General features: G+C 42.7%; 12 protein-coding genes. 2 read left to right on the forward strand and 10 right to left on the reverse strand.

The features are described from left to right. Positions 1–3: 3 nt before the first annotated feature. The 5 genes from sufB to trmJ form a co-directional block, all read right to left on the reverse strand. Positions 4–1,440: a Fe-S cluster assembly protein SufB gene (gene sufB, locus AV939_RS13560; RefSeq protein WP_057790577.1), complete on the reverse strand. Its 1,437-nt coding sequence runs from the start codon at positions 1,438–1,440 to the stop codon at positions 4–6. Positions 1,441–1,725: 285 nt separating this feature from the next. Continuing rightward, positions 1,726–2,904 (reverse strand): IscS subfamily cysteine desulfurase, encoded by a 1,179-nt coding sequence (locus tag AV939_RS13565; RefSeq protein ID WP_057790575.1) that lies wholly within the window; start codon positions 2,902–2,904, stop codon positions 1,726–1,728. Between the two features lie 29 nt (positions 2,905–2,933). Next, positions 2,934–3,419 carry a Fe-S cluster assembly transcriptional regulator IscR gene (iscR, locus tag AV939_RS13570; RefSeq protein ID WP_057790573.1) on the reverse strand — a complete coding sequence of 162 codons (486 nt, stop codon included), beginning with the start codon at positions 3,417–3,419 and terminating at the stop codon, positions 2,934–2,936. A gap of 187 nt (positions 3,420–3,606) precedes the next feature. Next, the gene (cysE, locus tag AV939_RS13575; RefSeq protein ID WP_057790571.1) at positions 3,607–4,431 is read right to left on the reverse strand and encodes a serine O-acetyltransferase; all 825 of its coding nucleotides are present in this window, start codon (positions 4,429–4,431) and stop codon (positions 3,607–3,609) included. An 11-nt stretch (positions 4,432–4,442) separates the two neighbouring features. Further along, a complete protein-coding gene (gene trmJ, locus AV939_RS13580; RefSeq protein WP_057790570.1) occupies positions 4,443–5,198 on the reverse strand; it encodes a tRNA (cytosine(32)/uridine(32)-2'-O)-methyltransferase TrmJ in 756 nt (251 codons plus the stop codon). Positions 5,199–5,474: 276 nt separating this feature from the next. Between trmJ and suhB the strand changes: the two genes are divergently transcribed. Next, on the forward strand, positions 5,475–6,251 hold the full coding sequence (suhB, locus tag AV939_RS13585; RefSeq protein ID WP_057790568.1) for an inositol-1-monophosphatase: 777 nt from the start codon (positions 5,475–5,477) through the stop codon (positions 6,249–6,251). A gap of 89 nt (positions 6,252–6,340) precedes the next feature. On the opposite strand, the gene AV939_RS13590 is transcribed toward suhB, so the two are convergent. Then, entirely contained in the window at positions 6,341–7,645 is a 1,305-nt protein-coding gene (locus tag AV939_RS13590; RefSeq protein WP_057790566.1) for an acyltransferase family protein, read from the reverse strand. A 107-nt stretch (positions 7,646–7,752) separates the two neighbouring features. Between AV939_RS13590 and AV939_RS13595 the strand changes: the two genes are divergently transcribed. Continuing rightward, positions 7,753–8,667: a LytR/AlgR family response regulator transcription factor gene (locus AV939_RS13595; protein WP_057790565.1), complete on the forward strand. Its 915-nt coding sequence runs from the start codon at positions 7,753–7,755 to the stop codon at positions 8,665–8,667. A gap of 24 nt (positions 8,668–8,691) precedes the next feature. Here AV939_RS13595 and AV939_RS13600 read toward each other — a convergent pair whose 3' ends face one another. The 4 genes from AV939_RS13600 to secF form a co-directional block, all read right to left on the reverse strand. Then, complete coding sequence (locus AV939_RS13600; protein ID WP_158443228.1) at positions 8,692–10,710, reverse strand: putative bifunctional diguanylate cyclase/phosphodiesterase; 2,019 nt, start codon at positions 10,708–10,710, stop codon at positions 8,692–8,694. Positions 10,711–10,760: 50 nt separating this feature from the next. Further along, positions 10,761–11,300 carry a YfiR family protein gene (locus AV939_RS13605; protein WP_057790561.1) on the reverse strand — a complete coding sequence of 180 codons (540 nt, stop codon included), beginning with the start codon at positions 11,298–11,300 and terminating at the stop codon, positions 10,761–10,763. Between the two features lie 6 nt (positions 11,301–11,306). After that, the gene (locus AV939_RS13610; protein ID WP_057790559.1) at positions 11,307–13,259 is read right to left on the reverse strand and encodes a TonB-dependent receptor plug domain-containing protein; all 1,953 of its coding nucleotides are present in this window, start codon (positions 13,257–13,259) and stop codon (positions 11,307–11,309) included. Between the two features lie 306 nt (positions 13,260–13,565). Beyond that, complete coding sequence (gene secF, locus AV939_RS13615) at positions 13,566–14,507, reverse strand: protein translocase subunit SecF (RefSeq protein ID WP_057790557.1); 942 nt, start codon at positions 14,505–14,507, stop codon at positions 13,566–13,568. Positions 14,508–14,513 lie beyond the last annotated feature (6 nt).

Genomic DNA, 14,513 nt, shown 5'->3' on the forward strand with positions numbered 1-14,513 from the left:
TGATTACCCCACTGAACCTTCAAGACTAATTTCGAGCAGCTTGCCGGCTTCTACGGCGAATTCCATCGGCAGCTCTTTGAATACTTCTTTACAGAAACCGTTAACAATCATAGATACGGCTTTTTCTGTGTCTAAACCACGTTGTTTACACAAGAACAACTGCTCGTCGCTTACTTTCGACGTTGTTGCTTCATGCTCAACAATGGCACTTGGATTTCTACTTTCTATATACGGGAACGTGTGTGCGCCACATTTATCGCCAATTAGTAGCGAGTCACATTCTGTGAAATTACGTGCGCCATCGGCACGTGGGCCCATTTGCACTAAACCACGATAAGCGTTGTTACTGTTACCCGCTGAAATACCTTTAGAGATAATGGTAGAGCGTGTGTTCTTACCAAGGTGAATCATTTTAGTACCCGTGTCGGCTTGCTGCCTACCGCGGGTTAACGCTACTGAGTAAAACTCACCTACGCTGTTATCACCTTTAAGCACACAGCTTGGGTATTTCCAGGTTACTGCTGAACCCGTTTCAACTTGGGTCCACGAGATTTTTGCGTTCTTATGACAAATACCACGCTTGGTCACAAAGTTGTAAATACCGCCTTTACCGTTTTCATCACCTGGGTACCAGTTTTGTACGGTTGAGTACTTAATAGTAGCGTCATCCATAGCAACCAATTCAACCACGGCAGCGTGCAATTGATTTTCATCACGCTGAGGTGCAGTACAGCCTTCTAAGTAGCTTACGTAGCTGCCTTCTTCAGCAACAATTAAAGTACGTTCAAACTGACCTGTGTTCATTTCGTTTATACGGAAATATGTAGAAAGCTCCATAGGGCAACGTGTGCCTTTTGGAATATAAACGAATGATCCATCGGTAAATACGGCACTGTTTAATGCGGCAAAGTAGTTATCGGTGCGCGGTACTACCGAGCCGATGTACTTTTTCACTAAATCTGGGTATTTCACAAGTGCTTCTGAAATGGGGCAAAAGATAACGCCCGCTTCTTCTAACTTGCTGCGAAAAGTGGTTACCACCGATACTGAGTCGAATACCGCGTCTACTGCAACGCCCGCTAGCATTTCTTGTTCGTGCAACGGAATACCTAGCTTTTCGTAGGTACGCAGCAGTTCAGGGTCAACTTCGTCAAGTGACTGAGGCTTGTCTTTCATACTCTTTGGTGCCGAGTAATAAGAAATGGCTTGATAGTCAATTTTAGGATAATCGACATGAGCCCAATCAGGCTCTTCCATTTCAAGCCACGAATGATACGCCTTTAAGCGCCATTCTAGCATCCACTCTGGCTCGTCTTTCATTGCTGAAATACGGCGAATTACTGACTCGTCGAGGCCACTTTCAAAAGTCTCAGATTCGATCTCTGAATAAAATCCAGCATCGTACTTTCTTTCTAACGCCTGTTCGATCTGTTCACTCATGTTGGGATCTCACTTGTTTGCCTGCGTTTGCTGCCTTCACTACTGGCCTCTCGGTCTTGCCAGTAAGTCACGTCGCCGTTTTGGCTATTTATCTATTTGCCAAAACGTATTTGCGATATTCCTATCGAATATCTAGACAGCCTAAAATTTTGGAGCCGTATTATATAATACCTGAGTATTTCACTCAAATATTCAACAGCCTTGTTAAATAAAAATTAAATATCGTGCTTTTGGACAGTTAAAATACCCGTCAGTGAAGCTTGACTAAGCGGGTACAACATCGCCTTAACGACTTGCAGCCAGCACTGTTGCTTCCCGTAACCGGGTTACCACGTCGATAACTTTGCTAATGACGTAGGTAATATCGTCTAATGTGGTGAACCTACCAATACTAAAACGTATGCCAGCGTGAGCAAGTTCACTACTTCTACCAATGGCGCGTAATACGTATGAAGGTTCTAAGCTTGCCGATGTGCAGGCAGAGCCAGAAGATACCGCAATATCGTTCATCGCCATCATCATGCTTTCCCCATCAACACCACCAAAACTCACATTTAAAATGTTCGCTATACGTTGAGTTTCATGGCCATTAAGGTGAACATCATCTAGCTGGCTTAGCCCTTCCCATAATGCTGTTTTCAACTCACTAATGTGAGCTGAATCCTGTTCTAGCTGCTGATAGGCCAGGTGTATTGCTTCGCCCATGCCCACAATCTGATGGGTTGCTAATGTACCTGAACGCATACCCCGTTCATGCCCGCCCCCATGAATTTGGGCAGCTAAATTAATTTTTGGACGACGGCGAACGTATAACGCCCCCATGCCTTTCGGACCATAAATTTTATGTGCCGAAATAGACAACAGGTCAACTGGTAACGCCTGTAAATCTATGGCGAGTTTACCCACGCTTTGCGCCGCATCTACATGAAACATAATGTTCTTCGCTCGGCACAACTCACCGATACCGTTAATATCTTGAACAACACCTAATTCATTATTCACGTGCATTACTGAGATCAAAATAGTCTCATCAGTTATCGCCGCTTCAAGCTGTGAAACTGAAATAAGGCCAGAAGAATCTACATCAAGATAGGTTACTTCAAAACCTTGTTTCTCTAAATGTTCACAGGTATCAAGTACTGCTTTGTGTTCGGTATTAACGGTAATGATATGTTTGCCGTTATTCGCATAGCCTTCGGCTACACCTTTAATAGCCAAATTGTTTGACTCTGTCGCACCCGAGGTAAAAACAATTTCACGTGGGTCGCAGTTCAGCGCATCACTTATCTGATTGCGGGCGACGTCTACTGCTTCTTCGGCCATCCAACCAAAACGATACGAACGGGAAGCAGGATTACCGAAATTGCCATCTAGAGTAAGGCATTGCACCATTTTCTCTGCAACCCGTGGGTCGACAGGTGTTGTAGCGGCATAATCTAAGTAAATAGGTGTTGAACGAGACATAGCGATTTATACATTCTCTAAAGCTGATGTTATAACTGAAAACTAACTTCGATATCGTTGGCAACATTACGAAGAGACGCGCTTTTATCTTGGCGCCCAGCCACTTCCTGAACATCGCGCTTCGCCATTAATTCACCAAGAGTAATATCGTTTAAAAAGGAGCTTATACGATCGCTCAAATCTTGCCACAAACTATGGGTTAGGCAACGGTCACCACTTTGACAGTCAGCTTGCCCTTGGCAACGGGTAGCATCTACAGATTCGTCTACCGCACGAATAACTTCACCAATTGATATATTGGCTGCATCGCGCCCTAGTAAATAGCCACCACCTGGCCCACGAACACTGTCGACTAATTGATCTTTACGTAATCGAGAGAAAAGCTGTTCTAAATAAGATAGCGAGATAGCTTGGCGTTCAGAGATATCAGCGAGAGGCACAGGACCGCGTGTCGAATGCAATGCTACATCAAGCATTGCCGTTACTGCGTAGCGCCCTTTAGATGTTAATTTCATAGAATCCTCCCGCTATTAAGATAGCAGGAATTTTCACATACCTGACTAAAATGGTCAAGTATAAGACCTAGTAATTTAGTCAAGTATTATTGATTACGCTAATCGTTTTTATCGCTGAACTTTTGCTAAACAATTTAAGTTTGAAAATTAGTAACTTAAATGCCATTAATTTAATAACCATTAATGATTAGATTGTTGGGTCAAATGCCTCTTGGCCAGCTTTAGCTTTACTCTCGTCTGCAAATTCAATACCTGTATCGGCGAAATCTTGCGCAGATATGTTATGCAAGTTATCAGTACAAACGTCACCACCGAGGGATTGAATCACTTTGCACATCTCTTCTACCTTGGTGTCCATCTGATGCATATGCTCTAACATAATCCCCATAGCATTGGCGACAGGATCTGGATTATCGGGCGCAACTGCGTAAGCATCGAACCCGTATTTTTCCGCAATTTTATGGCGATTGGGGTTAATCTGCGCTGCATCACTTTGTTGCTTAGAGATAATAATTCGCCCAGGAATCCCCACTGCTGTGGCGCCTGCAGGTATATCTTTTACTACTACCGAATTAGAACCAACTTTGGCATTTTCACCTATGGTAATAGGACCGAGCACTTTAGCGCCTGCGCCTACTACCGCGCCCTTTTCTAATGTAGGGTGACGTTTCCCCGGCGTCCAACTAGTACCGCCTAATGTTACCCCGTGATACAAAGTAACGTCGTCGCCCACTTCTGCTGTTTCACCAATCACAACGCCCATGCCATGGTCGATAAATACACGGCGGCCTAGGGTCGCCCCGGGGTGAATTTCTATTCCCGTTAGCCACCGATTGAATGTGGATAGACTGCGTGCCAACCATTTCCAGTCGGCTTTCCATAATTTGTGACTGACACGATGCAGCCACACGGCATGCAAACCTGGGTAATTGGTTAACACTTCAAAGGTATTTCGCGCCGCTGGGTCGCGATGAAATACCCCTTGAATGTCGTCTTTAATTCTAGAGAACACGAGTGCCTCGCCTAGTTAGGTGATTCATTTTCGTTGTCAGGCTCTGGCAATGGCGCTTTGACCGATTTATCGATAGACGCCAAGATGCCACGTAATATGTTGAGCTCTTGAGATTCAGGACGAGCGCGATTGAACAAACGACGAAGTTTAGTCATTACCACGCCAGGGTGGCTCTTACGAATGAAAGACGTACCTTCTAATGTTGATTCAAGGTGCGTATAAAAACGTTCTAAATCTTCATTCAGCGGGTACGCTTCTTCAGCCGTAGGTAAAGCTTCTTTGTTTAAGTACGCCATACGAATTTCATAGCATAAGGTTTGTACCGCAGCGGCTAAGTTCAGCGAGCTGTATTCGGGGTTTGCAGGAATACACATATGAAAGTGACATTGTTGTAACTCTTCGTTGCTTAACCCACTATTTTCGCGACCAAATACCAGCGCTACAGGGAAGTTACTTACTTCTTGTACTAGTTTTTCACCGCATTCACGTGGACCTAGCATAGGCCATGAGTGCGTTCTAGAACGGGCCGATGTACCCACAACCAAACCACAATCAGACACGGCTTCTTCTAAGGTGCTAACTATTTTGGCGTTCGCTAAAACGTCCCCCGCCCCAGCAGCCAAAGCACTTGCTTGACCATCAGGCTCATGTACAGGATTAACTAGATAGAGGCTACTCAAGCCCATGGTTTTCATCGCTCGCGCTGTGGAGCCAATGTTGCCAGTGTGTGATGTACTCACCAAAATAATACGGATGTTCTCGAGCATGCTTTTTATTACCTGTAGCCTCGTCAATATTGAACGGAATAGTAGCACAATGGCGGTATAGATGGCTATCTGCTGCCCTACATTGATACCTCAATATTGTCAGCATCACACATGCTTGTGCAGCCCATCCACATTTCATTTGCATCACACCGCCATTCTGGTTAAGATGCGCGCGTTTTGAACACCTTACCTTGTTGGTCACTTGCGTAAAACGCATGTTGGGCTAACCTATGGTCGAGGTCAGTTCTTTGGTCTTTTACAATTGGTGGTTTATCTATGCATCCTATGCTGAATATTGCGGTGCGCGCAGCGCGTGCGGCCGGCACAATTATTGTTCGTGGTTTTGAAAAACACAACGAAGTAGCAACTGAATCAAAAGGTTTGAACGATTACGTCACCCAAGTTGATAAAGAAGCTGAGCAAGCTATTATTGCTAAAATTCAGCAATCATTTCCAAATCACTGCTTTATGGGCGAAGAGTCTGGCGAAACTGCTGGCGCAGATACTGACTTTCAGTGGATTATTGACCCATTAGATGGCACCACCAATTTCATTAAAGGCATTCCTCACTTTGCCGTATCTATTGCATTACTTCACAAAGGTCGTTTAGACCAAGCTGTTGTATTTGATCCTATCCGTAGCGAATTATTCACAGCTAGCCGCGGACAAGGCGCCCAGTTAAATGGTTATCGTATTCGTGCGTCTAAGCCGCGCGATTTAACCGAGACTATTCTAGCCACCGGTATGCCGTTTAAAAACAAAGCTAAGTTTGGCGAGTATGCACTAAGCCTTAATAAAATTTTCCATGAGTGTGGCGACATCCGCCGTGCTGGTAGTGCAGCGTTAGATTTAGCATACGTTGCTGCTGGTCGTCATGATGGCTACTGGGAACGTGGTATTAAAACGTGGGATATCGCAGCTGGAGAACTTATTGTTCGTGAAGCTGGCGGCTTAGTCACCGACTTTAAAGGCGGCAACGATCCACTTTATAGCGGCGAAATCGTGGCAGGTAGTGCCAAAGTAGTTCAAGGCTTAGTTAAGCATTTAAAATAGTCTTTTTAAATAGGGCAATTTGTTGACTGATTGCCTGTAAAAAAGGTTAAATAAAAGCGGTGTTCATACACCGCTTTTTTTGTGCCTGTTTATAGCGATGTTTTTGTCGCTGGCTTGGTAAATATCAATGATGCAGATGCTGGACTGGTTGTGTCATTCTCTCTGCTAGCGCCCTTACGCTTTACTTTCAAACCAAACAATACTCGTGTCACCACGTTTCTCTTCGCAAGCTCATAAGTGAGTGCACAACCTAATAACGTAAACAGTAAAATGAGCACAAACTGAATTCCTACTGGAAAGCCTATTGAATGCAGAGCATACGCGGCAACCACAATTAATGTTTGGTGCATCATGTAGTAAGGAAGCACACCGCTATTAAGGTAGTTAACCCAAGCCATGGGTTTACTTAAATAACGCTTTCCAAAACCTAGTATCGCGGCTAACCAAGCCCAATGATTAAGCACGACAATATAGCCTACCATCACTCTGAACCACCAGAACTCAGTCATCCAATCGCCAACAGGCCCCAACATATCGTGCCTATCGGCAATAATAAGTGAATACATGCACAACGCGACCAGCATGCTTACATAGCGAGTACGCTCTAGCGCTTCCCATAATTTGGGCTGCAAAATGATAACGGCACCAACTATCATAACGAGAAAGTATTTAGCATGGCTGTACCAATCATTAAGCAAGTCGTGTGTTGTCGGGTACGTATTTCGTAACATTAGCCATATCGCTACCATTGCCGTAGAAGATGCAAACGCGAAGGTTATCATTCCAATCTGAAGTTTTCGCAACTGAGCCATCACCGGAAACAGCAAAATTAACAGTATTGAATACACCCACAAGTAAGGTAGAAACCAAAGATGATTCCATGTCAGTAAGCCAATGTCAGAATGACGCTCGGCTAGCCACTGCGTATTGGGGTTAATGTATTCTATATAGAACTGCGTAAAGCTAGTATCAATTATCCCATTTACCGTCCACTCAATATAAACTTGCGGAGCAACTATCACAAACATGCCAAACAGCAACGGAATCAATAATCGCTGTGTTCGCTGGGCTATCAACACCCCAGACCGTTTTAAAAACAAAAGTGGTTGAGGCTCAATGCGAGTTAACAGCGCGGTAAGTACCATCGAAGAAATCAAAAACAACAGCGACATTCGCCACTGGTTCGTTAAAATCATAACATCTTGTAGCCACGCCTGTGGCTGTTCACTTTTGATATGCCATCCCCATTCTAAAACGTAGTACATACCAATGTGATAAAGAATCAACACACCAAATGCGATAACTCTTAGCGCATCGAGCGCATGAAACCGGGTTGATTGACTTTTATATGTGGTGTTGCCCGTGACTTCGCTGCTACTTATTATTTGTGTCATTACTGTCTGTCCTATTCAATAATATAGTAATAGCGTTTGATATAACGTAGATTTTCTTACTCGCACTAGCGTAGAGTGACGAAAGAATGAGAATTTGGGGGTGAGCGGTGGGTAGCAGTGACGAAAAACTCAGTCAGTTTTTTCGCAATACAGAGCGATATCATAAATGGGCAGCCTTTGTACTGCTGGTGATTTATTTATTTTTGAATAACTCCATTAATGCCGCATCAGATTGGACAGAACTATCAAGAGACGCAAACAACAGCACTGCGTTATGGGAACCTTATCTGTGGGAATATAGCAGCGCATTAGCTACTGCTTTATTAGTCGTTCCGCTTATTTTCTCCATTCGTAAACTCGATACTTACTCATTTGGAATTAGGATATGGCTACTCTGGCATTTTGCTTTCGCAAGTCTATTTTCTATTGCCCATGTAACATTGATGGTAACATTTAGAGAGCTTTGCTACTTACTATCAGATAAAGAATATAATTTCGGGCCGCTAGCCCGCGAATTTTTTTATGAGTACCGTAAGGATATATGGGGCTATATCACCCTTATCACCTTTTATTACATCATTATGTTCAGTTATCGAAGGCTTATCGGAGAAGCTTCAGTTCTTCGGGAACATGATGCGGATGAGCAACTTCATGGCGCGGGAGGCACTACTTTGTCCTCAACCCTGCCCGACAACCTGTTGGTAAAGAAACTTAACAGAGAATTTCTGGTGAAACTCAGTGACGTATACTGGATAGAAGCCTCGGGAAACTATATTAATCTTCACACTTTAAAATCAACATTCCCTTTACGATATACCATGAAACAATTCTGTGAGAACGCAGGTGACAAGGGCTTTATTCGCGTTCATCGTTCCTACGCTATTCAATGTACATTTATAAACAATATCGCATTTGAAGAGAGTGGAGACGGGACCGCCGTCTTACTGGATGGTACAAAAGTAGCTATATCACGGCGATATAAAGAAGATTTAAAAGCACGGTTAACGCCCAGTCTATCGTGAATGATTACGAGAGAATTGCGCGTATTATAACAACACCTCACCTTTCAGCGCCGTTTTTGATGCAATATGTGCAGGCTTAAATGCGTGAAAAAACGTTTCGAATTTTTTCGCTTGCGCGGGTTTAGCGATAAAATATCCTTGACCAAAATGGCAACCAAACTCCGTTAACATCTGTAGTTGGGCTTCATCCTCGATACCTTCAGCAACCACCTTAATATTTAGATTTTTCGCCATTTGAACAATGGTATTGCACAGTGTAGTACCTGCTGAATCAATACCTAGCTGTTGGACGAAACTTTTGTCTATCTTGATGATATCTATTTTTAGCTGTTGCAAATACGACAATGAAGAATACCCTACTCCAAAGTCATCAATAGCGATCTCAACACCTTTTTCTTTCAGTAAACGTAAGTCTTCAACCACCTTCTTTCTATCTGTCATCAATGCAGTTTCAGTGATTTCTATTGCTATTGCATTTGCGCCTAAATTAGCGTCATCCAGAATACGGATAAACTCAGGTATCCAGTTGTCTTCTGGCTTTAATTGCGCGGCAGAAACATTAATATTTACGCAAAAGTTAGGGCACAAGCTTTGCCTAAACGCTTGAACATTAGCAATCGCATTTTGAAGCACCCAATTTCCCAGCTCTACAATTAGGCCATTTTCTTCCGCGATAGGAATAAAGTCCTGAGGTGAAATTACCCCCTTCTCTGGATGATGCCAACGAATTAACGCTTCTGCTTTATCAATTTTTCGTGTTTCAATGTTGTAGATAGGTTGATAGAAGAGTTCTAGTTCGTCATTTTTCAAGGCTTGGCGCAAGTCGCTTATCACCAGCTTTTTGGCTTCTAATTTTTCTAACATTGAAGTGTGAAAGAAGCGATAGCAATTCCTTCCTGATGATTTTGCCTCATACATTGCTAAGTCGGCTTTTTTCATTATTTCTTCAGCAGACTGACCACACTCTGGGTAAGAACTCGCGCCAATACTGGCGGTTATATGGACACTTTCATCGCGGATCAGGAAGGGTTTATTAAACTCATATCTAATTCGATTCGCAATGCTTTCGATAACACTGGGCTCTGCTACATCGCGCAGGAATATAGTGAATTCATCGCCGCCTAATCGCGCAAGGGTATCGCCTTTGTTAATAATGGCCTGAATACGTTTTGCTGCATCAACAATTAACAAATCGCCATAATCATGACCTAACGTGTCATTCACCTCCTTAAAGCCATCCAAGTCAAGGAACAGCAATGTAAAGGTATGGGGCTTTACATTTTTACTCACGTCGTTTATTAATTCATAAATATAACGCCGATTTGGCAAACCGGATAAACTGTCTTTGTATGCTTGATCTCTTAATTCAATATTGGCCTTTTCTAATTCACCAGTCCGTTGCTGAACCGTACTCTCTAACAAGTTATCTCTAAGGGAAATGGTTTCTAACATCGAATTAAACCCTTTCGTTAAGTCCCCTATTTCATCAAAGGAACTATAGGTCGCTCTTATTGAGTAATCATGACTGTGAGTCACCTTTTTAACCACTGCCGCCAAGCGCAAAATAGGATAGATAAAACGCTTACTAGCGAAAAGTGAAAGGAAAAAGCCAAAAACGATAATAGTGATAAAGATGGCACCTAGAAACATCAAATAGAATGAAACATGTTTCCTCACTGAACTATCATCCGTATAGATAATAAGTGAGCCATAATGAGAGTCATGCGCTTCTAAGCTAGTCTCAGTTTTAGTCAGCGCTTGGTTATCTAATCGTGCTGCACTCTCAGCGATATCAATTGATGTAAAAACATCACCTTGATGATCTATTACACTCACCATGACCACACTGTCCTGATAGGCGAGTGGTTCTATAAGCTCATGAATAGCTTCTTTGTCGTTAAAAATGAGTGATGCCGTGACATTGGGAGCGAGTATTTGTGCCAGTGAATTTACCCGTCGAACTTCAGCGTTACTCAACGTATTAATTTGATACACCGACATGACTAGCAACGTGATAAGCGTAGAAAATGACGCTACTGCCATGAACATAGCCGTCAATCTAAATAATAGTGAACGCTTTTTCAGAAACATATTCACCATGGCTCTCGCGGCGTGTCAACAACTCGCCCCAATCTCATTACCTTTGAACTCATTACGATATTTGCTCTCTCGAGCCTTTGCGGGGCTATTTCAAAACGTATTTTTCCGCCCGTCTTAAATAAGTTTATATGCCCTGACCACTGAGCAATATTTTTGGACTCTGAAATAATCATAGTACTGATGAACTCAGCACTATCGAGTGAGACTGGCTTATGCTGACTTTTCTCTACGATAAACAGCGAGTGACACCCAGACTCAGGGTGATCTATATAAGTAGCTACAACAGGCTTTCCTTTCACCTTCTGATTTGCGAGCGTAATTAAAGCTGAATTTACAAAATCAGAATCGTTGCTGCATATTCTGTAGACATCACTTTCGTTAGGATCGAACCACTCACCAGAGCTGTAAAGTGCAAAGTTATAGATAAATCCTGCTTTAATCGCATTTTCTCTGTTACTTGAGCGTGCATGTGACTCACTAAATGGCAGTGCAATGATAAAAATGATAAGTACTATTTTGATGTAATTCTTCATAGATATTTACTCAAAAAAGTAGCTAAGGTTGATAACGTAAGAGGGTTCAATAAACGAAGGAACTACAAAAAGTTGCCGCGTATTTGCATACTCAACCCTATCACTAATAAACAAATTATTTCCGGTGGCACTAAACTGTAAGTTCTCCGATATTTGCCATTGCCATGATACGTCTAACGCATAGTAGTCGTCAGTACTGTAAGCGTCCCCCCTCTCCCAGCGAGCAGTAGTAAAGAGTGAATGAGCATCACTAAGCTGCAAAGATGTTTTGAACAACCACTGTTCAACCTTTGAATTTTCGCCCGTTGGTGATTGCAAATTTTCTGAGAGATCATAATCGATTTTGGCAAAACTATAGGTAAGTTCAGTATTAACCCAGGAGGCAACTTGCCAATCTACAAAGGCCTCTGCACCGTAAGTATCCAATCGTCCGTCAGAGACAAATGTTTGAATGAATAAGGAAGGCGGATTTATCGCAACGTCAGTGGTGAGTACGTTGTCAGCTTCGGTTTTAAACAACGATAAATCGATATCCCATCGACTGGCGCTGTAGCGATAGCCAACCTCTTTTGAAACTGACTGCTCAGCTTGTATATCTTTATTGCCTTGAATGATTTGCGCCAATATAAAGTTGCCGAAAGGGATACCTGCAGCGCGGAAAGATAAATCCATTTCAGTAAACGATGGAAAGCGGCTGCCTTTTGATATTGACCCCCAAAGCGTAGACTCCTCATTCACCTTCCACATCACTTTGGCTGAGGGTTGATGCTGCCAACCTATGGCACTATTACGCTCAACTTTACTTCCTAAGCTAACGCTAACTTGGCTGGGAATGTGTTCATATTGGGCTTGTAAAAAAGCACTGTAATACTGCAGGCTATCAAGATTATTTAACGAGGTAAGGTAGTCATTATTTGTCAGCGTTAAGCCGATATTGCGATAATTTAATCCAAAGTCGAACTGAAATGCATTGATTTGTGAGCTTATCAAATAATCAATACTGACATCTTCTTGTTTATCTTCGAAATAAAATGAATCGTACTCTTCGTTGTTGTAGGTTAACTGGAAAACTTGGCTGGTATTGTTATCGATGATGTGATCAAGTCGAACCGCAAAATTAAATAAGTCTCTTGTCTCTGAATCTTCATTAAATTGGGTGGCGTTTGTTAGTAAATCGGGAGCCAACACGACATTTCTAATGTCGATGTTTTGGTACTCACCTTGCACTAATACGAATACGCTGTCACTCAAGTTGAGGTCAAAGCGCGTACCAATACCTTGAGAGTGGTTACTATCATTGGGGGTAATAGAAAAATGAGCGTTGTTTGATTCTCGAAGGTTTTTACTAAAAGCATGAACCCTAAACGAACCCAAAGAGTCGAGATCTTTACCAAAGCGAATAGCGGCGTTTGTCAGTTCACTACCCACCTCTAAGGTACTCAGTAAACCACGGGTATCTTCGCTATGTTTAGTAATAATATTTACCACACCATTAGTGGCATTATTTCCCCATGACAATCCACCATTACTTCTAACTACTTCAATTCTTTCAATGTCATACAACGGAGTATTGAGGCTTTCCCAGTTGACTCCACCGTCTACTGCATCATAAATACTTTGCCCATTGACAAGCACTAACATTCGGCTAGAAAAACGCCCTGCTACCGCACGTAATGTTACAGCCCAGTTGTTGTTATCAATTTTTCGCACCTGTAGACCAGGCACAAGCGATAGGGCTTGGGGAATAGAGGTTACACCTGAACGCTTTATTTCATCGCCAGGAAGAACATAAATGGATGCAGCATTTTCCTTTGCAACACGTAACCGACGAGTAACGGTGGAAAGTTGCACATCTAAATCCATCAGTGCGTCTAACGCTAGATGTTTACTATCTATCGACTGCGAGGCTGCCCCAAATGGGATAAGCAACGCTACCAAAAGTCCGGTTAAAACTTTCATCCATTAATCACCAAGAAGAGACTATAAGCATTGTGTTCTGATTAGCAGTCATAGAATTAGAAAAGAGTACGTACTACGCCAAACCGTGTTATTTATTGGTTATGGAATTCTATGTATAACCGGTTAGAAACGACTAAATTATAGCCTACCGTTAAATAATTGGATGTAATACTTAATGATAATTTTCTTGGTGAAGATAAAGAGTGAACACTAACTTGTATCTGGGGGAAACAGGCCGAAGGCAAAAAAAAGCTAGTCAGTAATCTGACTAGCTTTTTCGTGTCTGGCAATACCTAGCGTTTATGATTACGGCATAGGATCTAAATCGGCACCTTCTTTTTCCACCTGAGGTGGCATCAAATCTTCTTTGCTGATCCCCAGTGCTAGTGCAACCGAGCTGGCAATATAAACTGAAGAGTAGGTACCCACAACCACACCGAACAACAATGCAGTAGCGAATCCGTGAATTAGCGCGCCGCCTTTGTAAAACAGTGCAACCAATACCAGTACCGTGGTTAATGACGTAATAATGGTACGGTTCAAGGTTTGCGTAAGCGAGATATTGATAATATCAATAGGCTCACCTTTGCGAATTTTACGGAAGTTTTCACGAATACGATCGGATACAACAATGGTATCGTTAAGCGAGTAACCAATTACCGCTAATACCGCTGCGAGTACCGTTAAATCAAATTCAATTTGAAGTATCGAAAATAACCCCAAGGTCAGAATAACATCATGAGCAAGAGCCGATACAGAACCTAGTGCGAAACGCCATTCAAAACGCATGGCAACGTAAACTAATATACAAATTAGCGCCACCAACATGGCTAAGCCGCCCTGTTCGGTAAGCTCTTCGCCAACGTTTGGCCCTACGAACTCAATACGACGCATATCAACCGCAGTGCCGTCAGCACGTAGCGCTGCTAATACTTGCTCACCAATGGTGGCGGCTTTAACACCGTCACGAGGGGCAATACGAATAAGCACCTCTTGGCTGCTGCCAAAGTTTTGTACAATAGCATCTTCGAATTCCGCATTGTTAAGTAACGTACGAATCGATTCGAGGTTTGCCGAATCTTCATAACCAACTTCAATTAGCGTTCCGCCAGTGAAATCTAATCCCCAATTAAGACTGTTCACGCCTAAAGAGACGAACGAGCCTAAAATAAGAATGGTAGATAGCACCATCGCTGGCACACGCAGACGCATGAAATTAATGGTTTCAGATAACTTTAATAATTGCATGTCCTG

The sequence above is a fragment of the Alteromonas sp. Mac1 genome, from assembly GCF_001562125.1.
Lineage (GTDB): Bacteria > Pseudomonadota > Gammaproteobacteria > Enterobacterales > Alteromonadaceae > Alteromonas > Alteromonas stellipolaris.

Excerpts from the sequence above, each read along its gene's own strand:
- suhB (WP_057790568.1), top strand. The coding sequence starts at position 5,475 with ATGCATCCTATGCTGAATATTGCGGTGCGCGCAGCGCGTGCGGCCGGC.
- AV939_RS13590 (WP_057790566.1), bottom strand. The coding sequence starts at position 7,645 with ATGACACAAATAATAAGTAGCAGCGAAGTCACGGGCAACACCACATAT.
- iscR (WP_057790573.1), bottom strand. The coding sequence starts at position 3,419 with ATGAAATTAACATCTAAAGGGCGCTACGCAGTAACGGCAATGCTTGAT.
- AV939_RS13610 (WP_057790559.1), bottom strand. The coding sequence starts at position 13,259 with ATGAAAGTTTTAACCGGACTTTTGGTAGCGTTGCTTATCCCATTTGGG.
- secF (WP_057790557.1), bottom strand. The coding sequence starts at position 14,507 with ATGCAATTATTAAAGTTATCTGAAACCATTAATTTCATGCGTCTGCGT.
- sufB (WP_057790577.1), bottom strand. The coding sequence starts at position 1,440 with ATGAGTGAACAGATCGAACAGGCGTTAGAAAGAAAGTACGATGCTGGA.
- trmJ (WP_057790570.1), bottom strand. The coding sequence starts at position 5,198 with ATGCTCGAGAACATCCGTATTATTTTGGTGAGTACATCACACACTGGC.
- AV939_RS13605 (WP_057790561.1), bottom strand. The coding sequence starts at position 11,300 with ATGAAGAATTACATCAAAATAGTACTTATCATTTTTATCATTGCACTG.
- AV939_RS13600 (WP_158443228.1), bottom strand. The coding sequence starts at position 10,710 with ATGGCAGTAGCGTCATTTTCTACGCTTATCACGTTGCTAGTCATGTCG.
- AV939_RS13565 (WP_057790575.1), bottom strand. The coding sequence starts at position 2,904 with ATGTCTCGTTCAACACCTATTTACTTAGATTATGCCGCTACAACACCT.